The 23,702-nt window shown below is 44.8% G+C and carries 25 protein-coding genes and 1 tRNA gene; 10 read left to right on the plus strand and 16 right to left on the minus strand.

Going from position 1 to position 23,702, the window contains the following annotated elements:
• The first annotated feature begins 33 nt into the window (after positions 1-33).
• On the plus strand, positions 34-585 hold the full coding sequence (locus E8M12_RS10255; protein WP_136736065.1) for an NAD(P)H nitroreductase: 552 nt from the start codon (positions 34-36) through the stop codon (positions 583-585).
• Between the two features lie 91 nt (positions 586-676).
• Here E8M12_RS10255 and asnS read toward each other — a convergent pair whose 3' ends face one another.
• Together asnS and bioA are read right to left on the minus strand one after the other, a co-directional pair.
• Entirely contained in the window at positions 677-2,077 is a 1,401-nt protein-coding gene (gene asnS / locus E8M12_RS10260; protein ID WP_136736066.1) for an asparagine--tRNA ligase, read from the minus strand.
• A gap of 277 nt (positions 2,078-2,354) precedes the next feature.
• Positions 2,355-3,653, minus strand: a complete 1,299-nt coding sequence (bioA, locus tag E8M12_RS10265) for an adenosylmethionine--8-amino-7-oxononanoate transaminase (RefSeq protein WP_136736067.1) — start codon at positions 3,651-3,653, stop codon at positions 2,355-2,357.
• 118 nt (positions 3,654-3,771) lie between these two features.
• Between bioA and bioB the strand changes: the two genes are divergently transcribed.
• From bioB to bioD, 4 genes are all read left to right on the plus strand, one after another.
• Positions 3,772-4,830, plus strand: coding sequence for a biotin synthase BioB (gene bioB, locus E8M12_RS10270; RefSeq protein ID WP_136736068.1), 1,059 nt, complete (start codon positions 3,772-3,774; stop codon positions 4,828-4,830).
• Between the two features lie 98 nt (positions 4,831-4,928).
• Positions 4,929-6,071 (plus strand): aminotransferase class I/II-fold pyridoxal phosphate-dependent enzyme, encoded by a 1,143-nt coding sequence (locus E8M12_RS10275; RefSeq protein WP_136736069.1) that lies wholly within the window; start codon positions 4,929-4,931, stop codon positions 6,069-6,071.
• Positions 6,065-6,898, plus strand: coding sequence for a malonyl-ACP O-methyltransferase BioC (gene bioC / locus E8M12_RS10280; protein ID WP_169303115.1), 834 nt, complete (start codon positions 6,065-6,067; stop codon positions 6,896-6,898). Before E8M12_RS10275 ends, bioC begins: the two co-directional genes overlap by 7 nt.
• A gap of 5 nt (positions 6,899-6,903) precedes the next feature.
• Entirely contained in the window at positions 6,904-7,620 is a 717-nt protein-coding gene (gene bioD / locus E8M12_RS10285) for a dethiobiotin synthase (protein WP_136736071.1), read from the plus strand.
• Positions 7,621-7,680: 60 nt separating this feature from the next.
• Here the strand turns inward: bioD and E8M12_RS10290 are convergent, their stop codons facing one another.
• The gene (locus E8M12_RS10290) at positions 7,681-8,178 is read right to left on the minus strand and encodes a flavodoxin family protein (RefSeq protein WP_136736072.1); all 498 of its coding nucleotides are present in this window, start codon (positions 8,176-8,178) and stop codon (positions 7,681-7,683) included.
• Positions 8,178-8,603, minus strand: a complete 426-nt coding sequence (locus tag E8M12_RS10295; protein ID WP_136736073.1) for a VOC family protein — start codon at positions 8,601-8,603, stop codon at positions 8,178-8,180. Before E8M12_RS10295 ends, E8M12_RS10290 begins: the two co-directional genes overlap by 1 nt.
• 85 nt (positions 8,604-8,688) lie before the next feature.
• Here E8M12_RS10295 and soxR point away from each other — a divergent pair, with 85 nt between their 5' ends.
• A complete protein-coding gene (soxR, locus tag E8M12_RS10300) occupies positions 8,689-9,150 on the plus strand; it encodes a redox-sensitive transcriptional activator SoxR (protein WP_136736074.1) in 462 nt (153 codons plus the stop codon).
• Positions 9,151-9,207: 57 nt separating this feature from the next.
• Here soxR and pepE read toward each other — a convergent pair whose 3' ends face one another.
• Positions 9,208-9,906, minus strand: a complete 699-nt coding sequence (gene pepE / locus E8M12_RS10305) for a dipeptidase PepE (protein ID WP_136736075.1) — start codon at positions 9,904-9,906, stop codon at positions 9,208-9,210.
• 8 nt (positions 9,907-9,914) lie between these two features.
• Complete coding sequence (locus tag E8M12_RS10310; protein ID WP_136736076.1) at positions 9,915-10,322, minus strand: type II toxin-antitoxin system HicB family antitoxin; 408 nt, start codon at positions 10,320-10,322, stop codon at positions 9,915-9,917.
• A 336-nt stretch (positions 10,323-10,658) separates the two neighbouring features.
• Here E8M12_RS10310 and E8M12_RS10315 point away from each other — a divergent pair, with 336 nt between their 5' ends.
• Positions 10,659-11,597, plus strand: coding sequence for an alpha/beta fold hydrolase (locus E8M12_RS10315; protein WP_136736077.1), 939 nt, complete (start codon positions 10,659-10,661; stop codon positions 11,595-11,597).
• The gene (locus E8M12_RS10320) at positions 11,594-12,541 is read left to right on the plus strand and encodes an alpha/beta hydrolase (RefSeq protein WP_136736078.1); all 948 of its coding nucleotides are present in this window, start codon (positions 11,594-11,596) and stop codon (positions 12,539-12,541) included. The genes E8M12_RS10315 and E8M12_RS10320 overlap by 4 nt, the downstream gene beginning before the upstream one ends.
• 119 nt (positions 12,542-12,660) lie before the next feature.
• Here the strand turns inward: E8M12_RS10320 and E8M12_RS10325 are convergent, their stop codons facing one another.
• The 10 genes from E8M12_RS10325 to E8M12_RS10370 form a co-directional block, all read right to left on the minus strand.
• A complete protein-coding gene (locus E8M12_RS10325) occupies positions 12,661-13,359 on the minus strand; it encodes an SCO family protein (protein ID WP_169303116.1) in 699 nt (232 codons plus the stop codon).
• 46 nt (positions 13,360-13,405) lie between these two features.
• Positions 13,406-13,720, minus strand: a complete 315-nt coding sequence (locus E8M12_RS10330; RefSeq protein ID WP_136736080.1) for a cytochrome C oxidase subunit IV family protein — start codon at positions 13,718-13,720, stop codon at positions 13,406-13,408.
• Between the two features lie 23 nt (positions 13,721-13,743).
• On the minus strand, positions 13,744-14,433 hold the full coding sequence (locus E8M12_RS10335) for a heme-copper oxidase subunit III family protein (RefSeq protein WP_136736081.1): 690 nt from the start codon (positions 14,431-14,433) through the stop codon (positions 13,744-13,746).
• 53 nt (positions 14,434-14,486) lie between these two features.
• A complete protein-coding gene (locus E8M12_RS10340; protein WP_136736082.1) occupies positions 14,487-15,161 on the minus strand; it encodes a cytochrome c oxidase subunit 3 in 675 nt (224 codons plus the stop codon).
• The gene (locus E8M12_RS10345; RefSeq protein ID WP_136736083.1) at positions 15,158-16,927 is read right to left on the minus strand and encodes a cytochrome c oxidase subunit I; all 1,770 of its coding nucleotides are present in this window, start codon (positions 16,925-16,927) and stop codon (positions 15,158-15,160) included. Before E8M12_RS10345 ends, E8M12_RS10340 begins: the two co-directional genes overlap by 4 nt.
• A complete protein-coding gene (gene coxB / locus E8M12_RS10350; RefSeq protein ID WP_136736084.1) occupies positions 16,924-18,357 on the minus strand; it encodes a cytochrome c oxidase subunit II in 1,434 nt (477 codons plus the stop codon). Before coxB ends, E8M12_RS10345 begins: the two co-directional genes overlap by 4 nt.
• A 187-nt stretch (positions 18,358-18,544) precedes the next feature.
• Complete coding sequence (locus E8M12_RS10355) at positions 18,545-19,102, minus strand: NAD/FAD-utilizing enzyme (RefSeq protein WP_136736085.1); 558 nt, start codon at positions 19,100-19,102, stop codon at positions 18,545-18,547.
• A 226-nt stretch (positions 19,103-19,328) separates the two neighbouring features.
• A tRNA-Pro gene (locus E8M12_RS10360) sits at positions 19,329-19,405 on the minus strand.
• Between the two features lie 98 nt (positions 19,406-19,503).
• Positions 19,504-21,180 (minus strand): DUF3413 domain-containing protein, encoded by a 1,677-nt coding sequence (locus E8M12_RS10365; RefSeq protein WP_136736086.1) that lies wholly within the window; start codon positions 21,178-21,180, stop codon positions 19,504-19,506.
• Positions 21,181-21,207: 27 nt separating this feature from the next.
• Positions 21,208-21,423 carry a YejL family protein gene (locus E8M12_RS10370; RefSeq protein ID WP_136736087.1) on the minus strand — a complete coding sequence of 72 codons (216 nt, stop codon included), beginning with the start codon at positions 21,421-21,423 and terminating at the stop codon, positions 21,208-21,210.
• Positions 21,424-21,501: 78 nt separating this feature from the next.
• On the opposite strand from E8M12_RS10370, the gene yejK reads away from it, so the two are divergent.
• Together yejK and pyrC are read left to right on the plus strand one after the other, a co-directional pair.
• Entirely contained in the window at positions 21,502-22,539 is a 1,038-nt protein-coding gene (gene yejK / locus E8M12_RS10375) for a nucleoid-associated protein YejK (protein WP_136736088.1), read from the plus strand.
• Positions 22,540-22,664: 125 nt separating this feature from the next.
• Complete coding sequence (gene pyrC / locus E8M12_RS10380) at positions 22,665-23,696, plus strand: dihydroorotase (RefSeq protein ID WP_136736089.1); 1,032 nt, start codon at positions 22,665-22,667, stop codon at positions 23,694-23,696.
• The last annotated feature ends 6 nt before the right edge of the window (positions 23,697-23,702 follow it).

Below are 23,702 nucleotides of genomic sequence, written 5' to 3' on the forward strand. Positions count from 1 at the left end.
GCATATTTTAGATGGAAACGACAAGATTTCACCATGACCGCTCTGGAATTACTACTGACACGTTTTTCTAACCCTAACCTGACTGAACCCGCTCCAAGTGGTTTAGTACTGGAGAATATATTATCTGCGGCGATGGCCGTTCCAGATCATGGCGGATTATCACCGTTTTCTATCAATGTCATTAAAGGTGATGGACTAGATCGATTAACCACTGCTTTGGTTAAAGCAACCAAAGCCATGACCGAGGAGTCGTTTAAAATAGAGAAAGCGACGAAAATGGCGTTTCGGGCACCAATGATTATTGTTGTGTCCACCTGTTATCAGGAACACCCCAAAGTTCCTAAGCATGAACAGATGATTACTGCCGGCTGTGCGCTTCAGGCGATGCAAATGGCATGTGTGGCCCAGGGTTACCAGGGAATGTGGCGTACCGGAGACCTGGCCTCTCATCCTATTGTTAAAGATGCATTAGGTGTATCAGCAGAAAATGATATTGTCGGTTTTTTGTATGTTGGTAGCAGTGCCCGGGAGATCCCGGAAAAGCGTCGTCGTGATTATCTGGAAAAAGTAACGTTCTGGGATTAAACGCTAGTTTCGTCGTTCAATTGGTAAGCAATGTCGACGGATATAAAAAAGGCGCCATAACGGCGCCTTTATTTTTTAGCACACATTTTCGTTAAAACGCTGCGCTTTTAGGAGTGCGAGGGAATGGAATGACATCGCGAACGTTAGCAATACCGGTCGCATAAGCAACCAGGCGTTCAAAGCCCAATCCAAAACCAGAGTGGGGCACGGTGCCGTAACGACGCAGGTCACGATACCAACCGTAATCTTCTTTATCCAGGCCCATTTCTTCTAAACGTTGGTCTAACACATCCAAACGCTCTTCCCGTTGACTGCCACCGACAATCTCACCGATGCCAGGCGCAAGAATATCCATTGCGGCAACGGTTTTGCCGTCATCGTTAAGACGCATATAGAACGACTTGATATCTTTCGGATAGTTTTGCAGTACTACCGGCCCACCAACGTGCTCTTCCGCCAAATAACGTTCGTGCTCTGAGTTTAAATCCACGCCCCAGGATACCGGGTTTTCAAATTTCTTGCCGCAGTTCTGTAGGATTTCGATCGCGTCGGTGTAATCCATACGGACGAATTCACTATTGATAACAGACTCAAGACGCTCGATCACGGTTTTATCGACACGTTGCTGGAAAAACTGCATGTCATCGGCACGCTCATCGAGAACGGCTTTAAACACGTAGCGCAACATTTCTTCGGCCAGTGTTGCTGCATCACCTAAGTCGGCGAAAGCAATTTCCGGCTCTACCATCCAGAACTCAGCCAGGTGGCGAGAGGTATTTGAGTTTTCCGCACGGAAGGTTGGTCCAAACGTGTAAACTTTAGACAAGGCGCAACAATAGGTTTCAACATTTAATTGTCCGGAAACCGTCAGGAAGGTTTCTTTACCAAAGAAATCCTCTTTGTAGTCGATGCTACCTTTATCATCTCTTGGCAGGTTCTCCAGATCTAACGTGCTGACCCGGAACATTTCACCAGCACCTTCACAGTCACTGCCCGTAATTAAAGGCGTGCTGATCCAGTAATAACCTTTTTCATGCATAAAACGGTGGACAGCCTGAGCCAGGGTGTTACGTACCCGGGTAACAGCACCACCAATGTTGGTGCGAGGACGAAGGTGCGCCTGTTCGCGAAGGTATTCAATACTGTGGCGCTTGGCTGCCATTGGGTAAGTATCTGGGTCTTCAACCAGACCAAGTACTTCAACATGGGTTGCCTGAATTTCAAAGGACTGGCCTTTACCCTGGGACTCAACCAGAGTTCCGGTCACTTTAACGGAACTACCCGTGGTTAGCTTTAAAACGTCATCCTGGTAATTTTCGAGGTCATTGGGCACAACCGCCTGAATCGGATCAAAACAGGATCCATCATGGATAGCGAGAAAGGAGATACCGGCTTTGGAATCTCGACGAGTTCTGATCCAACCCTGAACAGTGATTGGTTCACCAACCGGGTGTTTACCCGTTAGTACATCAGTAATCGCAGGAACTGACATTATTAACCTCTTAATTAACACAAAAATACGTTTTTTATCTTTAGGCCTTCGGGTTTGACGTTGAGTGATTCAAAACTAGTATAACGGGCGACGGATGTATTTGCCGTATTCGTTAAAACCCGGGATCTGACCTTGGATTGGCTATGTTACCTGTGAGAAATCTAGACTCAAGTAAAACTTTGCTAAATTCCGGGAATTTTTGACAAAAATGCCTATTTAATCAGCCTTTGCTACGAATACTCAAAGTAAAGACAGATTTGTTTCGCATATAGTTAGATTATTCAGCCCAGATATCGGAAAACTCTATAACCTGTTTTATTGCTTGGATTAAAGTTAGTAGTTCATCCTGACTAATGACATAAGGCGGCATGATATACACCAGTTTGCCGAAAGGTCGGATCCAAACTCCCATTTTTACAAAATGCGCCTGGATGCTTGCGGTATCAACCGGGCGCTTCATCTCAACGACGCCAATGGCTCCCAACACTCTTACGTCCGCCACATCAGGGTGATCGGATAGGGTGTACAGTGCCTGTAGAGTGCTTTCAATACTGGCGACCTGATGTTGCCAATCACCGGCAGACAATAACGCCAGGCTGGCATTAGCTGCGCTGCAGGCAAGTGGGTTACCCATGAACGTCGGACCATGCATAAAAACACCAGCTTCACCCTGGCTTATCGTGTCGGCAATTTCTTTTGTACATAACGTTGCCGCCAGAGTCAGGTAACCGCCGGTCAGCGCTTTACCCAGACATAGAATATCGGGACTAACATTGGCATGTTCACAGGCAAACAATTTACCGGTGCGACCAAATCCGGTAGCGATTTCATCGGCAATCAACAGGACATCGTATTTATCACACAATAATCGACACTGTTTCAGGTACTGTGGATGATAAAAACGCATACCGCCGGCACCCTGTACAATGGGCTCAATAATAAACGCGGCGATTTGCTGGTGATGAGTTGCAAATAATTGTTCCAGCACAATACTGTCTTGCTCGTCCCATGGCTGGTCAAAACCCTGCTTGGGCTTTGGTGCGAATACGCTTTTGGCCATAAACCCCTGAAACAGCTGATGCATACCGTTAACCGGATCACATACAGACATGGCCGCGAATGTATCACCATGATAGCCGCCATGTACCGTCATTAACTTACTTTTTTCCGGTTTACCCTTACTGTGCCAGTATTGCAGCGCCATTTTTATGGCAACTTCAACGGCAACCGAGCCACTATCTGCAATAAAAACTTTATCCAGGCCATCCGGAGTCATGGCAATGAGTCGGCGACAGAGATCGATCGCCGGTTGGTGGGTTAAGCCGCCAAACATGACATGCGACACAGCGTCAATTTGTGCATGCATTGCCTGATTAATCTCAGGGTGGTTATAACCATGAACAACCGACCACCAGGATGCCATACCATCGATAAGCTGCTCACCGGTTTCCAGAGTAATAGTGACGCCTTCTGCCCGGGTAACTTTATATGCGGGCAGGGGCTTAGTCATTGACGTATATGGGTGCCAGATATGTTGCTGATCAAACTCGATATCATTAGTATGTATTTTATCCATTAGTAAACCGAATAGTATCTGGTATGTTGACAGGTAAGGGGCGCTGGCTAGACTACCGACAAATATACAACAATGCAATCGTAGTAAGTACGCTAGTGAGAATTTCATGGAAGTACCAATGAATCAAGCGCCCATCCGCAATAACTGGACGTTAGACGACGTTAATAGTCTTTTTAAGTTACCTTTTAATGACCTGCTATTTCAGGCGCAGACCGTTCATCGTCAGCATTTTGATGCAAATGAAGTTCAGGTCAGTACACTGTTATCCATTAAAACCGGTGCCTGCCCGGAAGACTGTAAATATTGTTCGCAAAGCGCTCGTTACGCCACCGATATCGAAAAAGAAAAGCTAATGGCTGTCGACAAGGTGCTGGAAGCAGCACAAATTGCCAAAGCCCAGGGTTCAACGCGATTCTGCATGGGTGCCGGCTGGCGCAATCCAAAAGAGCGAGACATGCCACATATTGTCAATATGGTAAAAGGCGTTCGCGAACTGGGCCTGGAAACCTGTATGACCTTAGGCATGCTTTCACCATCGCAAGCGCAAACGTTAAAAGAAGCCGGTCTTGATTATTACAATCACAATCTCGACACGTCGAAAGAGCATTACAACCAGATTATCACCACGCGGTCCTATCAGGACAGGCTGGATACCCTAGAGAATGTCCGCGAGGCGGGAATAAAAGTATGCAGTGGCGGCATTGTCGGGTTGGGCGAGCAGGCAAGCGACCGGTCAGGGTTGTTAATGCAACTGGCAAACCTGCCAAAACAACCCGACAGCGTACCAATTAATATGCTGGTAAAAATTGAAGGGACGCCGTTAGGGAATGTTGACGATCTTGACCCGTTTGAGTTTATTCGTTGTATCGCCGTAGCGCGTATCATGATGCCAAAATCCCATGTTCGATTGTCAGCAGGTCGTGAGGCCATGAATGAACAAATGCAGGCGCTCTGCTTTCTGGCTGGTGCTAATTCAATTTTCTATGGTTGTAAACTACTAACCACTGCAAATCCGGAAGCTGATGCTGATATGCAGCTCTTCGCCAAGCTTGGCATTAATACCGAACGCGGCCAGGCGCAAACGGCAGAAGAGCAGTATCAGCATGAACAGTCGTTGCAGACTCAAATTGTTAATCAGGAAAATGCTGACTTATTCTACGACGCGACACAGGCATAATGTTTTAAACGTTAGCGAACTCGCTTTATGGTATGCAATAGCGATGGTTACGAAAAGAATCAATCTGACCAACGAATTGAGCTGGAGAGCAAGCCTGTATGAACTTTACATTTCTTAACCAACAAGTTCAGAACAAACGTAACATTGGGCAATATCGGCAAGTTAGAGTTGCGGATTCTCAGTTAGTTAACTTTGCCAGTAATGATTATCTCGGGCTCAATGGCCATCCGGATATTGTCGACGCATTTCAGTCTGGCTTGGCTGATTTTGGAACCAGTAGTTGTTCGGCATCGCTGATTAGTGGGCATACCCGTGCCCATCAGTATCTTCAGGATCAGATTTGTGAGTGGCTAGGCACATCAGCATGCCTGTTGTTTTCAAGTGGCTACGCGGCAAACTCAGGTTTTTTCGCTTCATTATTGAAATCTGGTCAGGTCGAGGTCTTGTTCGACAGGCTTTGCCACGCATCTATGTTAAGTCAGATGTTTCATTATCCTAAATCGTGTCAGCGATTTAAGCATAATGATGCTCTGGATCTACAAAAACGCCTGCTCAAAAGTGACGCTGAAAATGTCGTTGTGGCCATTGAAGGAGTCTACAGCATGGATGGCTATCAAGGTAATATCTCGGCCTTACATAAGCAGGCAATAGAACATGGCGCCGCACTGTATATTGATGACGCACACGGAATCGGCGTTAACGGCACATATGGGCAGGGCAGTTGCTCAACGGTATTCTCTGACGTCCCGGACAATGTCACACAGATGTTCACCTTTGGTAAGGCTCTGGCAACCAGTGGCGCGGCGATTGCGGGTTCAAAAGATTTGATTGAATACTTAACCAATGTGTGCAGTGAATATATTTTTAGTACGGCAATGTCGGCAGCAAACGCGAAGGCCACTACAAAAAGCATTGAGATTTGCCAAACCGATGTCTGGCGTCGTGAAAAACTGAGAGAGTTGCAAGAGTTGTTTGCAGACAGCCTTGCCAAAGAGATTCGCACCACAGGTATAGATTCACCGATCATCGGTATATACACGGGTTCAGAAGAGCGAACCCTGGCCATTGCTGAATGTTTACGAGAACGGGGCTTGTTCGTGTCAGCAATTCGGCCGCCAACGGTAAAACCTGGTAGTTCACGGTTACGCGTTACGCTAAGCACCAATCATAATGATAAAAATATCAAAGCGTTAGCCTACAACCTAAATCAAATCATGGAAAAGGAATCATTAGCGTGTTAACCCTTGAAGGCCGTGAAAAAATCGCCAAAACATTCGGCCAGTCCAGTATCAGTTACGATCAAAATGCCAGGTTACAGCGTTATTCAGGTAATGTACTGTGTCAGTACCTTGCGCAAGTCGGCAATCGCCAGTCATCGCAACATAACTACATGCTCGATCTCGGATGTGGGACCGGATATTTCACTCAACAGCTTGCCAAAAGAGCTTTATCGGGTATTACCGCTTTGGACTTGTCGCCTGAAATGTTGAGCTTTGCCAAACAACGTAACTATGCAACAGAGCCGGACTGGATTTGTGGTGATGCACATGCGCTGCCACTACCTGGCAATAGTCACGACCTGATCTTTTCCAACCTGGTGTTACAGTGGACAAAGCCGTTAACTCTGGCCTTAAAAGAAGCTTACCGGGTATTAACACCCGGGGGCCATATGGTGTTCTCAACCCTGATCCAAGGTACTCTGGATGAACTTAAGCAGGCATGGGCAACGGTGGACAATGATAGACACGTTATTGACTATTTAACGGCTGCACAAGTTGATTGTGCCTGGTTGCAGGCAGGTTTTACCCAGGTTTTTGCTCACACAGAAAGCGTTGAATTTCCGTATACTGACGTCAATCACCTGGCACGCGAGTTAAAACACCTGGGGGCGAGCCTGGTAAGCGATAAAAGCCAGAAAGGATTGACCGGCAAAGATAAATGGCGTCGAATGGTCGCGGCATACCCTCAGCCCCCGGCCTGCAATGCAGGAACGAATACGCATAATAGTCAGATTCATGCGACCTATCAGTTATATACAGTTTGCCTTAACAAACCGCCGGGAGATTAATTTTAATGAAGGTCAAATCAATTTTCGTAACCGCCACGGATACTGACGCAGGTAAAACTTATGTCAGTGAACAACTGATTAAAGGGCTCGTGAACAATGGCAATAAAGTCGCGGCATTTAAACCCATTTCTGCGGGCTGCACCTGGCGACATGGCGTGTTACAAAATGAGGATGCGCTGAGGTTAAAAACTGTTGCCAATAGCGAACAAACCTTGTCAGAGATTAACCCCATTGCCTTTGAACCGGCAATTGCACCACACATCGCCGCCGCAGAGCAGGGACAAGTTTTAAGTGTTGCTGAATTATCGAGAGAATATCAGAAAGTAAAAAAACGGAATGTTGATATTTGCCTGATAGAAGGGGCAGGTGGCTGGTGTTTGCCGCTCAACGATAAAGAGTATTTTTCGGACTTTGTTCGCCTCGAATCAATACCGGTAATTTTGGTGGTTGGTATGAAACTTGGCTGCTTAAATCATGCCATATTAACCTATGAAACCTTGCTAAACGACGGTGTCGAAGTGATTGGCTGGATTGCTAATCAGTCGCAATCTGTAAAGATGCAAAACCATGACGAAAATCTGGCTTATTTAAAGCAGGCAATTAAAGCCCCGTGTCTTGCTGAGATTGGTTACGGTGAAGATGATAGTTGCCTGGCACAATCAACCTTAACGGAATTAGTTCCGATGAAGCATTTGTGCGAGGCAACAACGAATTGCCTTTAAAGCTATGCTCTTAACAATGGCTCTTTAACCGGTTAAGTGCTGCTTTGAATCGATAGCGCGTTAACCTAGCTTATTCATTAAGGCATTGATGTTATCTCGATGGCTGTCGAGGTCAATATCGCCAGGGCAACTGCAATAACTCATGCCTTTGTAGTTAATGCCAAGATAGTTAAATGAAAGTTTAAACACCTGCTCAAAGCATTCCGGTGGTTTAATATCACTACCGGTCGCGAGCAGGGCTGCTTGTTTTCCCCGTAAAAGTCGCCCCTTGTCTTTATCAAAACTTAGCAGATCCGAAAGCCGGTCCAGGAAAAGTTTCATTTGTGCGCTGGCAGAATACCAGTACATGGGGGTAGCAAATATTAGCTGCTCATATTGTAATAGCGTAGATATCAGCTGATTAAAATCATCCTGATACTGGTTGTTATAGTCAAATGGCGAAATCTCATAATTCCTTAAATCAAAGTAGTCGGCATTAATAACCTGTTTTGCATAGTGGGCTAATTGACTTGTATTGCCATGAGATCGCGAAGAGCCAAGGATGATTGCCGTTTTCATTATTGCTCCTCGTATAAATTACGTTCAACTGGAATGTCGGACAGGTATTCCACAAACTCCACCTCATAACCATTGGGATCGATGAAGTAACAATTTTTGCGGAACCTGGCATTGGCACCGCTTTTATCGACGCTAAATCCAGCCTCAGCCAGTCTGGCGATAACACTATCCAGATTGTCGGTGATAAAAGCAAAGTGGGCTAACCCTATGTTGTTGCTATGTAGATTTCTATTGTCACCCAGGCCATTGTCATTAAAAGTCAGATATTGATAATCATCACCAAAATGCAGCCATCGCCGATAGGTTCCATACCAGTCTCCCTCTCCCTGACCACGAATCCTCCAGTGAGGAAATGCCGCCCGATAAAAGTTCAGCGTCTGGTCTAAATTTTTAACAACAAGGTTTAAATGTTCTAGTGTCATCATGCTGTTTATTCTCCTGAATATTTTCTTTAAGCGAGAAACATGATAAAACCTCAAGTTAAGTTTAGGTAAAGTGTTTTTTTAAGTTATGTCTAATGAAGCAACATTATCAGTAGGGCGTGTCGCTCAACGCTGCGGTATCAAGGTTTCTACATTGCATTTTTACGAGCAAAAAGGCCTGATAAAAAGTTGGCGTAATCAGGGTAACCAGAGGCGTTATCGACCGGATGTACTAAGGCGAATTTCGGTGATTAAGGCAGCGCAAAAACTCGGCATCACCCTGGAAGAGATTAAAACTACGTTAGCAACCTTACCGGATAATCGAACGCCCACGATTCAGGATTGGCAGCAAATCAGTCAAAGTTGGCACCAGATGCTGAATCAACGGATCAGGCAATTAGAAAATCTGCGAGATTCGTTAGGCTCATGTATAGGTTGTGGGTGCTTATCGCTGACGAAATGTCCGTTGTACAATCCTGACGATAAACTGGCACAGGAAGGTCCAGGCCCGGTAATTCTAAACGAAAAATCAAGGGGTCAGGGTTGTTGAAAATCAACGACTCTGACCCCCTTGATATCACTGAGGTGTCTTAAGCTTGCTTGCGGTCTAGAAATTAATTTCCTCGCCACATTTCATTGCAATTTTGTGACCGCCCTTGAAATACCAACCATCTTCCGTGCCCAGCAGGGTTAACTTGCCTTGGTTAAGTTTTAATGCGGTACCTTCGATGATGCCAAGAACCGGAACATCAGGATTGACTACCATAAACTCCTGAAGTCGTTGCTCCCGGGTTTCTCCATTATGACCTGGCGCAATATAGTCGGTGTAATGCGGATTTATCTGGCAAGGTAGTAGTGCCAACGCAGCAAATGAGGGAGGTTCAATAATTGGCATATCATTGGTAGTGCGGATAGTCAGCCCAGCAACATTGGAGCCAGCGCTCCAGCCGATATAGGGCACTGAATCATTGACGCGTTGCTGAATTGCAGGGATTAATTGCTGAGCATATAACTCATTTAACAGGTGAAAAGTATTTCCACCACCGATGGCAATGGCCTGTGCCTGTTCTACTGCAATTTTTGCATCCTCGGCCTGATGGATCCCGGTTACTTTAATGTTTAACGGTTGCAATGCCGATTGCACCATGTGGGTGTATTCATCATAACTGATGGAAACCCCAGCATAAGGGATAAACAGCAATTCTTTAATATCTCCAAGGTGAGCGGCTATCCATTCTCTCGCGTGAGCAAGGTAATCTGTAGAACCGACTCTGGAACTACTTAATAACAGCAGATTTGCTTTCATGATTTTCCTCAATTTTTCTGTAATTCATTGATTGCAGCTTTAGCCAGAAATCCAGAGCGCGTTTTGTATTCCGGATTCGAAGCTACCTGATTGTCTATCTTCTTAATTAATAATTCCGGAAGGGTAACATTAATTTTATGACTCTTTCCTAAAAATGGGGTGATATCGATATCCACGATTGCCCAAATCCCGCCACGATAATCATGTTTGCCAACATGGGATTCAAAAGACTGAGGAGTAGGGACGGACTGACCGTATTCCGCCATTATCGTCAGGTGGTCTTCGATGGCATAAAGAATATCGTCGAGCCCCTGGTCCATCGACGTGGCGTAACACTGACAGCCCGGAATATCGGGCACCTGAATTAAGTATTTTTGTTCGTGACTCAGGTATAGCAAAACGACTGGATATCGCATGCATCCTCCGCATATAAGGTGAAATTACGATAACTCTAACAACTCCACACGCTATGCGCAAGATAACCCTTATAACCCTACGCAATAAATAAATGCAACCCCAATAACTCCGTGTGAGTACACACTATGTGTATAAGGCTATATAATTCGATATCAATTATTCTCTCAGACAAGAAAGGATCCTTAATGATCCTTTTCTTGAGCTACTAACTCCAGTAACTTTAAAATTATAAAGGTATAAGTATATAAAGGCGTTGCGGCGTGATTTAGCGGTGCCATTTGCTATTTGCAGAGCTTTTGGTAGATTGAAATATAAACAGGGAAAGAACAAAGATCATGAAAAATATTTTGTGGATAACTCTGGTGACAGGTTTGCTCAGTTTGCTAAGCCTGCCTTATTTGCTGAATGAAGAGCATGAAGAGCTGTTAAGCGGAAACCTGACTACCGTTGGGGAAATAGCCGAGACAGAAAGTGGATTTATCCATTACAACCTCTATGGCCAGGAAACCGATCCGCTGGTGGTGCTGGTCCATGGTTTCAGTGTACCTTCGTATACCTGGGACAACACCGTTCCATTTCTTACCTCACAAGGCTATCGGGTACTGACCTTTGATCTTTATGGCCGAGGTTATTCTTCGCGCGTTCATCAACGCTACGACAGGGCGCTTTTTGTCAATCAACTTAACGATTTATTAATGGCGTTGAATATCAATGAAAAAGTAAACCTGGTTGGTTTGTCGATGGGAGCGGCGATCATTAGTGCGTTTGCCTCTGACTATCCTCACAAAGTCGACAAGTTAGTATTATTAGCACCATTTCATCAACCGGTAGATATCGGCATACTGGCCTATCCATTGCTGGGGGACTTTGTTGCTTACAGTTTCATGATTCCCAATATGAGTGACAATCAATATGACGACTTCATTGAACCCGAAAATTATCCATTGTGGAGCGAAAAATATAAGATCCAGATGAAATATCAGGGTTTTCGTGCAGCATTGTTAACGACCGCCAGAGACTATCTGCAGAGTGATCCAATGGCCGACTTTCGTGCCGTTAATCAATTTAATATCAAAAGCCTGCTGTTGTGGGGGAGTGAAGATAGAGTCTTTTCAGTAACCAATCAACCTTTAGTCGCTACTGCGCTGGGTAAACACAACAAAAGCATTACCATAAACAATGCCGGACACGCTCTTCATTATGAACGTGCCGAACAAGTTAGTCCGTTAATTGTAAAGTTTCTGTCAACCTCTGGAGCATCCGAAACACCATGAGTACCAATAACCTATTATCTTCACTAGCTTTGGTTCTACTGTTACTGCCATTAAAGGTATCTTTGGCCGTTGATAAGGTCAGTTCCGGTAGTCTCGACACTATCGACAACTTTAACTCAAAATTTATTAAAGACCGGCGGGTACAGGTGTGGAAGCCGGATGGTTACAACACCAGCACGAAATACGCAGTATTGTATATGCATGACGGGCAGATGCTGTTTGACGCCGCAAATACCTGGAACAAGCAGGAATGGGGGGTAGACGAAACTGCCTCGCAATTAATCGCTGATGGCACGACACGTCCGTTTATTGTCGTCGCGATTGATAACGGTGATAAGTTAAGGCATAGCGAATATTTTCCACAGGCTCCTTTTGAAAGCCTGACCGACGCGGATAAACAACGTATTTACCAGGCGGCCCGGGACAATGGCACGCAGGTGTTTTCGCAAGCGGTTATTTCTGACAAGTATCTCAAGTTTCTTGTTTATGAATTAAAGCCATATATTGATAAAAACTATAGTGTCGCTACGGACAGAGCCAATACCTTTATTATGGGGTCGAGCATGGGAGGATTGATCTCCGCCTATGCGCTAATGGAATACCCGTCAATTTTTGGTGGTGCTGCCTGTTTATCAACCCATTGGCCAGGCATATTCTCAATGGAGAATAATCCAATACCGTTGGCGTTTTATCAATATCTGGATGGTCACTTACCCAAGCCTGAATCACACAAACTCTATTTTGATCATGGCGATCAGACACTCGATGCCATGTATCCGCAGTTACAACAGGAAGTTGACAAAATCATGGCCAAACACGGGTATAGCGAGGATAACTGGATGACCCGTACCTATCCAGGCAAGAACCATAGTGAAAATGCTTGGCGTGAGCGCTTGGATGTGCCCCTGATATTTTTATTAGCTACATCGAATACGGATAACTAACGACGGTTAGAGCAATTGATTGCTATGGATTAGTCCAATACTTTCTTTTCTGACTGCTTAACCTTGTCGAATAGAAAAGGTTTATCAAACCATTGGAATTTTGACCCGGTTAACAGGCTTTAAGGTAATCGACTCAACATATCTGCTTCTGCTTGCTGCTGATGATTAAAATAACTTATCGCGATGATTATATCATTGCTGATTTGCGCGGCGTTAAATTGTGGTATTGCCATGGTAGGCACTACTTTTGGATAGAGAACCGCTTGTAACTCGCCATCCGGGTTAATTAAAAACAGGTAGATACCGTGACTCACCGGGGCCTGTTCTGACTCGTCACGGAGTTTTAGTTCTGATGCGGTTAAAAATCGATTGTCTTTGATGGTGTTTGCACTAATGGCAAGATCTTCAAGTAAATTCTGATAGCGGTCGTCCTGCGGCGAAGGGGTTAGCCCGGTTATGTTCTCGCCAAAGTAATTCAGGTATTGTTTTAACTGTTCGGGGCGATCATGGACGGGATCAATGGACAGAAACATTAAGTCAAGCGCCTGATTCTGTTCCGCAAGCAAAGTTTGTACGGACCGCTTTACCATTAGTGTAGTCGGGCAGATATCGGGGCAGCGCAAATATCCGTAACTTAGCAATGTCCAATGGTTGTATAACACCTCATTGCCAATGAGGTCGCCATGTTGATTTAACAATTGAAAATCGCCCAGAGGTATCGCACTAAATAGTTTTCCCTGTATTTTTGGGGGAGCCGAAGATTGTTTTAGTCCATTAAATTGGAGGTAAAGTTTCCAGCCCAGGGTTGCAAATAACATCAGTAAGGCACCTGCCGCAATATAACTAAGTCGATTTAATCTCATGTCAGGGAATGAAAATCTGTCGGTTTAAAAAGGTGTAATCCCCCTCGATAGACATTAATGCAATTAACACCAGGATGGCTATCGGTGGCAAGAACAACACCAGTTTTAACGCCAATGCCTCCCAGTTAACGTGCATAAATACGGAAATAATCAGTCCAGCCTTGAGAAACATAAACAGTAAAATCAATCCCCAACGCAAGTAGCCTTGCAGCTGAAAGAAGTCCACCAGGTAGGAAAGGGTGCTTAGCACAAACAACCAGATCCAGACTTTTACGTACAAGCCAATAGGGTGCTGTTGCGTATGTTCAGTTGTCATGACTACCTCTTTAAATCATTTCATTACCACAAATAAAAGAACGCAAAAATGAAAACCCAGACCAGATCGACGAAATGCCAATACAAACCGGCGATTTCAACATTATCGTAGCCTTTATTTTCATAATCACCGCGCCTGACCTTCATTGCTATGTATATCAAATAGATGACACCACAGCTGACATGCAGGCCGTGAAATCCAGTAACCATAAAGAAAATGGCCCCGAATTGTTCAGCGCCGAGTGGATTACCCCAGGGGCGTATCCCTTCGTCGACGATGAGTTTTGTCCATTCAAAAGCCTGCATGCCGACAAACGTCGCCCCGAGTAGAGCCGTTGCCAACATCAGGTAAAAGGTTTTGTTCTTTTGTTTTCGGTAAGCGAAATTAACCGCCATTGCCATCGTCCCTGAACTGGTGATCAGGATAAATGTCATAATCGCGATTAACACCAGTGGGATATGATGACCAGCAATGGTCAGTGCGAAGATTTCATCGGACTTGGGCCAGGCTTCTGTAGTCGTTATCCGCACATTCATATAGCTGGTAAGAAAGATGCTGAAAATGAATGTGTCACTGAGCAAAAAGATCCACATCATCACCTTGCCCCAGGGCATGTGAAACGTTTCTTTTTCGCCAGACCAGTCTTTAACAACAGACTGCCAACCGGACGGATCCCGCTTATTATCCACCATATCTTCTACATCTCTAGCCATAATTGCGTACGCTTAAATGCTCAACCGCCACAGACTTTGGTCTGCGTTTTTATTTACAAGCCACAAAATTCGGCAATCGCTTTAAATGTCTCGGTTGAACTGGTTAATAAAAAAAATAATACCAGCCACAACAGTAGCAGGTAGTGCCAATAAATTCGGGTTAAATCAATTCGCCTGGACATCTTGTCGGACACAGGCTTTAACAGGCACTGGATCAGGGTAACTGTTAAAATCAATACGCCCAGCAACAGGTGCAATCCATGTAAGCCGGTTAATAAATAGAAAAAGCTGTTTGCCGGATTGGTTTGTAAGTAATATCCCTGGGCCATTAAATTATTCCAAACCGCTAATTGTCCGGATAAAAACAACATTGAGCTTAGTAGCGTTAACAACAACAGGCTATTCACTTTCCACCTTGGTAGTCGCGAGAAGCGCTTACATAAAATCTGTAAGATAATGCTAGCTAGTCCGATATATGCCGTATTGATCCACAATGGCGTTTTGTCGGATAAAGGCAACCATGGTTCACCCGCCAGCGCCTGAAAATCAGTAAACTGAGTACGAGAAATAAAGGTGATAAAAAACAACATAAACATCACGCTGATTACAGCTAACAACCATTTTAAAGCGGTGTATCTGGCGAGGGTAATGTCATTAGCTTCGCTCAGGGATGTTTGCGTGTCGACCGATTCCCAGGGTTTACTTACCAGTTGCTTGATCACACTCATTTTTCGCGCTCCTGCAAATCCGGCTCGTAAGAATTTTCATCGCCTGTCGATTTAGGCTCATTTTGAGGGATAAAATCCCGAGTATGGCCTGGCACACTGAAGTCATAAGCCCAGCGATATACTACCGGCAAATTCGGCCCCCAATTGCCATGCTGAGGCGGTGTTTGCGGGGTTTGCCATTCCAATGTCGTACCGCCCCACGGATTTGCCGGTGCCTTTTTACCGTGTTTCAGGCTCCAAATCAGGTTAAAGATAAAGACCAATTGAACCACCCCGACAATAATTGCAGATACGGTTATGCTGGCGTTTAACGATGCTGCCGATTCAGACATCAGGGCACTGTCTCCCATGGCAAAATAGCGCCTTGGTACCCCTAAGAATCCAAGGTAATGCATCGGCAGGTAGATCGCATACGTACCCAGGAACGTTAACCAGAAGTGCCATTTACCCAGGCGATTATTTAAATATCGGCCTGTGATTTTTGGAAACCAATGATAAATAGCCGCATATAGCACCATCACCGGTGATACGCCCATTACCATATGGAAATGACCGACCACAAAGTAGGTATCTGAAAGCGGTAAATCAACCACAACATTGCCAAGGAAAAGCCCGGTCAAGCCACCATGGGTAAACGTAAAAATAAAACCTATTGCGAATAACATGGGTACGGTCAAGCGAATATTGCCTTGCCATAAGGTTAAGACCCAGTTGTAAACCTTTAATGCGGTCGGTACGGCAATGATTAGGGTGGTTGTGGCGAAGAAGAATCCAAAGTAAGGATTCATTCCCGACACATACATGTGATGCGCCCATACGACAAAGCTTAGTCCGCCAATGGCTACGATTGCCCAAACCATCATTCGATAACCGAAAATATTCTTGCGCGCATGCGTTGCGATAACATCAGATACCATGCCAAACGCGGGCAGGGCAACGATATACACCTCTGGGTGTCCAAAAAACCAGAATAAATGTTGGAACAAAATTGGACTGCCGCCGCCGTAACTGAGGTTTTCGCCCAGGGACACGACCGCAGGCATAAAAAATGACGTCGCCAGTGTCTTATCGAGCAACATCATGATGGCACTGACTAATAACGCCGGGAACGCCAGTAAGCCTAAGATGGTAGCAACAAAAATCCCCCAAATGCTCAGCGGCATGCGCATCAAGGTCATGCCTTTAGTCCTCGCCTGCAAAATGGTGGTGACATAATTCAGTCCGCCCATGGTGAAGGCTATGATAAATACTGCAAGTGATATCAGCATCAGGATAATGCCGGCATCGCCGCCGGGGGTACCGGAAAGGATCGCCTGCGGGGGATATAAGGTCCAGCCAGCGCCCGATGCGCCGCCAGTGACAAAGAAACTGGCCAATAATATGATCACGCTCAACAAATAGGTCCAGTAGCTGAGCATATTCAGGTAAGGGAAGACCATATCACGAGCACCTATCATTAACGGGATCAGGTAATTCCCAAATCCTCCCAACAATAATGCGGTAAGCAGGTAAATAACCATTATCATTCCGTGCATGGTGACAAACTGCAGGTAAGATGCGGGATCAATAAACGAAAACGTATCTGGAAAACCAAGTTGCAAGCGCATTAAACCAGACAATACCAAGGCGACAAGGCCGACAAAAATCGCCGTTATACCATATTGAATCGCAATGACTTTATGATCCTGGCTCCAGATATATTTGGTGATAAAACTTTTTGGGTGGTGGCTGTTATCAACCTGATCAGCAATAGCGACGTGGCTCATTCAACCTCCTCGTTGCGGGCGGTAAGCTCCGGTTCAGGGAGCGGTTGCGAATTTTGTACCTGGCTGGACCCGGAGAACGGCAGGGAGCCAATGTAAGCAACAATATTATTCAGGTCCTGCTCGTTTTTAAGGCTTTTCACCATCAGTAACATTTGATTTCCGAACATATCCTGTGGATGTGCACCACGAACCCGCTCGCTAAAATTCTGTAATTGCCGTTTTAAATACCAGTCGTGTTGGCCCGCCAACCTTGGCGCATTGAGGGCGTAATTTCCCTGGCCATCACTGCCATGACAAAGGCCACAGTTTTTATATAGGGATTTGCCTTTTTCGATATTGCCCTGAGCAATCGATACCTTGTTGGGTTTAGGTAATTGTTCAATATAGGCAATTAGGTTTTTAATTTGTTGTTCATCAACCAGGGTCTGGGCAATGGCAGCCATTGGCGCGCCTATCGGGTCGGAAGATTGATCGCCGCGTATTTTGTGTTTGAAATAAACCAGTTGTCGTTTGATGTACCAGGGGGCGAGGTGACTGATAGCAGGGCCATTTAATGACTCTACGCCTTGGCCTTCGCTGCCGTGACAACTCGTGCACATTTGGTATTGTGCCTTGCCGGCGACAAGGTCAGCTTGTTGATGTTGGCGACTGGCTAAAAACGTAGGTTGTTGCTGTAACCATTGTTCAAAATCAGCTTGTTCTTCTACGACAATACTGCCGCGCATCAGGTAATGGGCTACACCACACAATTCCTGGCAAAAAATTTCATAGGTTCCGGCTTTTGTTGGTGTAAACCAGAAGTAACTGGTAAGCCCGGGCACCAGGTCCATTTTGACCCGAAACTGTGGGATTGAAAAATTATGGAGCACGTCTTTAGAGCGCTGTAATAGCTTAACCGGTTTATTTACCGGTAAATGCAGTTCATTACTGTTGATCAGGATGTCATCGTATCCATTTGGATCATCGGCAGATATTCCAAATGGATTATCAACATTGATTAACTGACTATCGGCTTTACCTAAAATACCGTCCTCGCCGGGAAAGCGGTATGTCCAGGACCATTGCTGACCAATAACCTCTACTTCATGAGCATCTTCAGGAGGATTAATAAATTCGCTCCAGACCCAAAGTCCTGGTGCTAACATAGCAATAACACCAATCGTGGTGATTACGCTCAGCCAGATTTCCAGCTTTCGATTCTCTGGCTCATAAGCGGCCTGTTGAGATTTTTTGTAGCGGTACCGGTAAACGCAATAGGCGAGAAAGACGTTGACCAGAATAAAAACGATACCAGTGACCCAAAAAGTAATATCTATCGTGGTGTCAATAAAGGTCCAGTTTGAGGCAATGGGGGTAAACCACCAGGGGCTGACAAAGTGAAAAACAACGGTTAAAACCACCAGAATAAGAATAACGATAGCAATCGCCATTAGAACTACCCATTTCGTTTTCGTGCAACGACACTGTTTCTAACAATTCCTGATGCCCAGTATCTTAGGCGTACTGTCAGTGAATCATATTTACTAAAACGACACGAAATACGGCGTTCACACGCTTCCTTGCCAATGTTAACCTTAGAACAAATTGTGATATTTGCGAATAAGTTAGCGTACTTTTTTACGGCATGGTTTTCATAAATTGACGGAACTTTTCCTGGCTTCGCACCACCCAGCCTGGTGTCCCTTCACCTTTGCCTTCAATGATCAGGTTTGGGTGTTTCTTAACGACCTTCATCAGTTCTGATTCTTGTTCATTATCGATATCAACGAAAAAAATGTGTTTGCCTTGTTTAAGGAGTCCTTGAAAGCGTTCGAATTCGACATTGGGCTTTTGAATACCGATAAAACCACCTTCCCAGGTACAAAATCCCAGTACAACTATGGCAAGAAAGATAAAGGGAATCCAACCCGCAGCGGACTGATACCAGTCGAAGAAATAGGCGCAGAGTAAAACGAGAATTGCTCCGATGGCGCCGACTATGGCACCGACTTCGGTAGAATGGACAACGTCTTTTTTCAGAACGGACTCGACTTCATGCAAATGTCGTCGTTGTACCGCTCCATCATTTTCGCTCAATACGTGGATTTGCGGCAGAGAGAATCCTTTAGCCAGTAATTCAGACTCCAGACGAGCCAGATCGTCCAAATCATCGCTAAGGTAATAGTGACGAATCATCTTATCCTCCTTTCAGGCTAACAAAGTAACGCTTTGGCAAGCATGAGCCTCGCCTCCAATCTAAGCCAAGTGCTGTATTGCGCTGATTAAATTGGTAAAACAGACTTAGTCGTAATTGATATCAGTATAGCAGTGGATGAAAAAGGGGTTTAAAAACAGTAAGTACTGTCATTTTCTAAGGTGAGAAACAACAAAGGCCCGCGATTGCGAGCCTTTGTATAAGGTATGGTCGGAGTGGCAGGACTTGAACCTGCGACCTCACGTCCCCCAGACGCACGCGCTACCAGACTGCGCTACACCCCGATGGATAAATCAAGCGGTTAACCCGGCTCGATTGCTTAGGTATGTTAATGGAATTCGATTTGAATGCAATCATTAAATTCAGTATTTAGTGCAACCGATTATTTATTATTCAGTTCGTTACGTTTACTGAACTGATTGATGAATTTAACCCCTTCAATCAGGCGAGGAATATCATCCGCATCGGACAACACCGTATCAAGTTGACTGGAGTAGGATTCAAAATTTCCTTTCTGATCGACGAATACGGTTTTGTCTTTTTGGAAAATCACTATGCCATCAGACAGGGTGTTCGCCAGTACCCGATCGATCGGTAAGTCAAACAGATCACGGCCACTTGCATAGGCATCGTAGGGAAGTTCACAATTTAGCCAACGTCGCATTAACGTCGGTTGGATATCCATATGTGATGCTAGCTCGGTAATTGAGTTTTTCTTTTGCTCGGGCCAGATAATTACGCCAGGTTTGGAAATAAATCGCGACTCTTTTATTTTATTACCCAGCGAACTTACCACAATAATATCCTTATTTTGTTTTTGCTCCTGAGCCAGTAATAGCGCATCGCTAAATAATGAGAACTGATAATCTCCCGGTTCAGCAAAATAAAACACGTATAAGCCGGTAGGTAAATTGTTTAATTTTTGGGCCGTTACAAACGGGGAAATATCAGCAAAATAACGGGTTTGGGCAAATAAATCACTGAGCCAGACAGGCAGGGTTTGCACTTCGTCGCCGATGATCGCTAAAGATCGGTTAAGTTCCTGATTGGCCAAAGCCTGGAATAATACCGGTGCCTGTTGCTGTTTTAAAATACCTTCCTGGTATACGGTTGGCAGACTATACAGTAAATTAAACCAGGCATCGTTGGTTGTTGAGGCATCAACCTGATTGGTAACCAATTGTCCACCATCGACAGAGCGACGCAACAACCGCTTACTCTGTTTGGATGTCAATGGCGAGTCATTCAACAGAATAAACACTGACTGCGTCGGCGCCGCCGGTGATTGGCATTGGCTGTCCACTTTTGGGTATTGAGGAACCTTGACACTGAACGACATCGGCTGATTCAAGGTGTTAATGTAACCTTCCTTATTCACCAGTCCATACTTTGTCAACAGGGTCTTGGCCGTTGTTGGATACGACAATGGCAGCATGTTATCTTGTTTTAACACACTGTACTGCAAGCGGGCGTCAGCCCAGATATGAGTAACATGGCTAATGAAGAACGAGGTAATCCACACTAAGGTAAAATAGCGTCCAAACGCCTTTTGCTGCAGTTGCTTCAGATGTTTCCAGGCATAATTACTTATGATCAGTTCAAAGGCAAGAATGACCAACAGCGAAACACCGACGATCCAGTAAAAGGGCACCTGATAATCACGAAACTGCTCTTTTAACAGACTTAGGATTTTGCCACTGGAATCCAGATTGAGATGATAACCCAACTGGCTATAACTAATACTGTCGATGACCAGTAAGGTTAGAACCAGGGTAAAAATGATTGATGCCGCACCGCGGATAAACCGAATTCTTGGAAACAATAAGGTCAGCGGGAATACCAGCAACACAAAGCCAAGAAAGGTCAGGAACGCCATGTGGCTGATCCAGGTAGTCAACATATACACGCTGGCGACAAAACCATCGGGCATACCTTCAACGACCAGATAGCTGACCGCAATCGCTATCGCCGCAATGATATTAAAAAACGTAAACCAGTGGCCCCAGCTGATTAACTGCAACAGGCGTTTACTGTAGGTTGAATTATTTGTGCTGACCATATTGGCAGAATCTTTTTATTATTATTGTTATTTTTTAACAGATTGGGTCAAAGCCTGACAGAAGTTTTTGACCATGGCTTCGCGTTTTTGTTCAGGTACCTGATTGTTAATAATGCCAGACAGGGTATTACCCAGGCACATTAAGGCTAAATCCGTAGACACTTCCTCGTCTACCAGAGTGTCTAGCAGACTTTGGACAATTTTTTCTACACGTTCGTTCGAATACTTAGATACAATAGGCATTATTTTATAAAAACCGATGAATTTGAAAATTAATTTTAGTTTATCAAAAGCTTCTTCAAGATAAAACTGAACCTGATTATGAGTTTAATTATTAATAAAATCGATTTGCGCTTTGTTGCAAAGCCTGAAAATGAACCTCAGGTAACTATTACCACCGGTGACGCTCCTGTTGCTATTACGCCTAAAATCAATGCCTTCATTGAAGATCTACATAGCATCTACAACGCAAAGGGCTCAAAAGCCTATGGTGGTTTTAAGGCCAACCAGGAAGGGATGGAGCTGGCGCCATTTCATCACAGTTTTGATGATTATTTAAATGAACAGCTGGAATTTTCGGAATTTTGTAACCGAATCAGCAAAGGCCTGGCTGCGGAACTGGAAAAATACGATCTTGCAGAAACCGGTTATTTGCTGACCTGTCACTATGAAATGCTGTCGGGTCGTTATTTACTGGTCGCTATGTTACCAGTCACCGAGCATTTTTATGTGGATGGCGAACTAAACATTTCCTCGGATCAGCATATCGACAGTTCTAAGTTACAACTTGCTGTCAGAATTGACTTATTTGACTATGCCGACAATCCGGACAAGTCACGTTACATTTCGTTTATCAAAGGTCGTGCCGGTCGCAAAGTGGCTGATTTCTTCCTCGACTTTTTAGGCTGCGAAGAAGGTATCGATGCGAAACAACAAAGTCAGGTTCTTATCCATGCGGTTGAAGAATTTGTTAACGTCCAGCAATTAAATGCTGAAGAGAAACAACAGACCCGTAAAGAAATGCTGAGTTACTGTAAAGAACAGCAAGCGTTAGGAAAGGACGTGCAACTGCAGGAATTATCCGAGTCCTTACCCAATGAAGATAATGGCGATGCGTTTTATCAGTTTTGCAAGCAAAATGATTACCCTCTGGAAGAGTCGTTTCCGCACGATCAGGCAACGATTAATAAAGCCACTAAATATTCCGGCTATGGTGCCGGCATCAGTATCAGCTTCGAACGTAGTCACTTTGGCCAGGATGTAGTGTATAATCCGGAAAATGAATCGTTGACGATTTATCGCGTACCACCAAATTTAAAAGATCAATTATTAAAACTGCTATCCAGTAATGATGAATGATCGAATACAGGCGCAATAGCTGACTTAACGATAGTTAACCAAGGTTGATTTGTCGGTGCCATAACATTGCTGTTGCAGGCATCGAATAAACAGCTACAAGTAATTTACAGAACACGGAATTTTCAATGACGACTCTTACTATTACCCGCCCGGATGACTGGCATGTGCATTTACGAGACGGTGAAGTCCTGACCGATACGGTCAGAGATATCGGCCGCTATTTCGGTCGCGCTATCGTAATGCCGAACCTGGTGCCTCCGGTAATGAACACCGATCAGGCCATTGCTTATTACGAACGCATTCAGGCAGTCAATACGTCAGACAGTTTCGAGCCGTTAATGGTGTTGTATCTTACCGATAATACCACTAGTGAAGACATTCGCCAGGCCAAAGCCTCCGGCAAAGTGTTTGCCGCCAAGCTATATCCAGCCGGTGCTACAACCAATTCTGCATCTGGTGTTACTGATATTAAAAATATCTATTCGGTATTAGAAACCATGCAGGAAGAAGACTTACCTTTATTACTTCATGGTGAAGTCACTGACAGTCACATCGATATTTTTGACCGCGAAAAGGAATATATTGAGCGTATTTTAAAGCCAGTCGTAGCTAAGTTCCCAACATTACGTATTGTACTGGAACATATCACGACTAAAGATGCGGTTGATTTTGTTAATCAGGCAGGTGCCAATGTCGCGGCAACGATTACCGCTCATCACTTATTATTCAACCGCAACCATATGTTGGTCGGTGGTATTCGTCCACATTATTTCTGTTTGCCTGTACTTAAGCGCAACATTCATCAACAGGCGCTAATTGAGGCGGCAACCAGTGGCAGTCCAAAATTCTTCCTGGGCACCGACTCTGCGCCACACACTAAGGAAGCAAAAGAAAGTGCCTGTGGATGTGCCGGTTCCTATACCGCACATGCAGCAATTGAATTGTATGCTGAAGTGTTCGAACAGGAAAATGCGCTCGATAAACTTGAAGGCTTTGCCAGCTTCCATGGCCCTGATTTTTATAAATTACCACGCCATACTGATACCATCACCCTGGTAAAAGAATCCTGGTCGGTTCCAAAAACCATGCCGTTTGGCAGCGATACCGTGGTTCCTATCCGTGCGGGTGAAGATATTCAATGGCAAGTGAAAGCTTAATTTCCG

Source organism: Thalassotalea mangrovi (assembly GCF_005116735.1).
Lineage (GTDB): Bacteria > Pseudomonadota > Gammaproteobacteria > Enterobacterales > Alteromonadaceae > Thalassotalea_A > Thalassotalea_A mangrovi.

Coding starts and splice junctions, on each gene's coding strand:
- yejK (WP_136736088.1), top strand. CDS start 21,502: ATGAGTTTAATTATTAATAAAATCGATTTGCGCTTTGTTGCAAAGCCT.
- E8M12_RS10365 (WP_136736086.1), bottom strand. CDS start 21,180: ATGGTCAGCACAAATAATTCAACCTACAGTAAACGCCTGTTGCAGTTA.
- E8M12_RS10340 (WP_136736082.1), bottom strand. CDS start 15,161: ATGAGTGTGATCAAGCAACTGGTAAGTAAACCCTGGGAATCGGTCGAC.
- E8M12_RS10275 (WP_136736069.1), top strand. CDS start 4,929: ATGAACTTTACATTTCTTAACCAACAAGTTCAGAACAAACGTAACATT.
- bioB (WP_136736068.1), top strand. CDS start 3,772: ATGAATCAAGCGCCCATCCGCAATAACTGGACGTTAGACGACGTTAAT.
- E8M12_RS10370 (WP_136736087.1), bottom strand. CDS start 21,423: ATGCCTATTGTATCTAAGTATTCGAACGAACGTGTAGAAAAAATTGTC.
- pyrC (WP_136736089.1), top strand. CDS start 22,665: ATGACGACTCTTACTATTACCCGCCCGGATGACTGGCATGTGCATTTA.
- E8M12_RS10345 (WP_136736083.1), bottom strand. CDS start 16,927: ATGAGCCACGTCGCTATTGCTGATCAGGTTGATAACAGCCACCACCCA.
- E8M12_RS10255 (WP_136736065.1), top strand. CDS start 34: ATGACCGCTCTGGAATTACTACTGACACGTTTTTCTAACCCTAACCTG.
- E8M12_RS10330 (WP_136736080.1), bottom strand. CDS start 13,720: ATGACAACTGAACATACGCAACAGCACCCTATTGGCTTGTACGTAAAA.
- bioD (WP_136736071.1), top strand. CDS start 6,904: ATGAAGGTCAAATCAATTTTCGTAACCGCCACGGATACTGACGCAGGT.
- pepE (WP_136736075.1), bottom strand. CDS start 9,906: ATGAAAGCAAATCTGCTGTTATTAAGTAGTTCCAGAGTCGGTTCTACA.
- E8M12_RS10320 (WP_136736078.1), top strand. CDS start 11,594: ATGAGTACCAATAACCTATTATCTTCACTAGCTTTGGTTCTACTGTTA.
- soxR (WP_136736074.1), top strand. CDS start 8,689: ATGTCTAATGAAGCAACATTATCAGTAGGGCGTGTCGCTCAACGCTGC.
- E8M12_RS10355 (WP_136736085.1), bottom strand. CDS start 19,102: ATGATTCGTCACTATTACCTTAGCGATGATTTGGACGATCTGGCTCGT.
- bioA (WP_136736067.1), bottom strand. CDS start 3,653: ATGGATAAAATACATACTAATGATATCGAGTTTGATCAGCAACATATC.
- E8M12_RS10310 (WP_136736076.1), bottom strand. CDS start 10,322: ATGCGATATCCAGTCGTTTTGCTATACCTGAGTCACGAACAAAAATAC.
- E8M12_RS10315 (WP_136736077.1), top strand. CDS start 10,659: ATGAAAAATATTTTGTGGATAACTCTGGTGACAGGTTTGCTCAGTTTG.
- coxB (WP_136736084.1), bottom strand. CDS start 18,357: ATGGCGATTGCTATCGTTATTCTTATTCTGGTGGTTTTAACCGTTGTT.
- asnS (WP_136736066.1), bottom strand. CDS start 2,077: ATGTCAGTTCCTGCGATTACTGATGTACTAACGGGTAAACACCCGGTT.
- E8M12_RS10295 (WP_136736073.1), bottom strand. CDS start 8,603: ATGATGACACTAGAACATTTAAACCTTGTTGTTAAAAATTTAGACCAG.
- E8M12_RS10290 (WP_136736072.1), bottom strand. CDS start 8,178: ATGAAAACGGCAATCATCCTTGGCTCTTCGCGATCTCATGGCAATACA.
- E8M12_RS10335 (WP_136736081.1), bottom strand. CDS start 14,433: ATGGCTAGAGATGTAGAAGATATGGTGGATAATAAGCGGGATCCGTCC.
- E8M12_RS10325 (WP_169303116.1), bottom strand. CDS start 13,359: ATGTTATTTGCAACCCTGGGCTGGAAACTTTACCTCCAATTTAATGGA.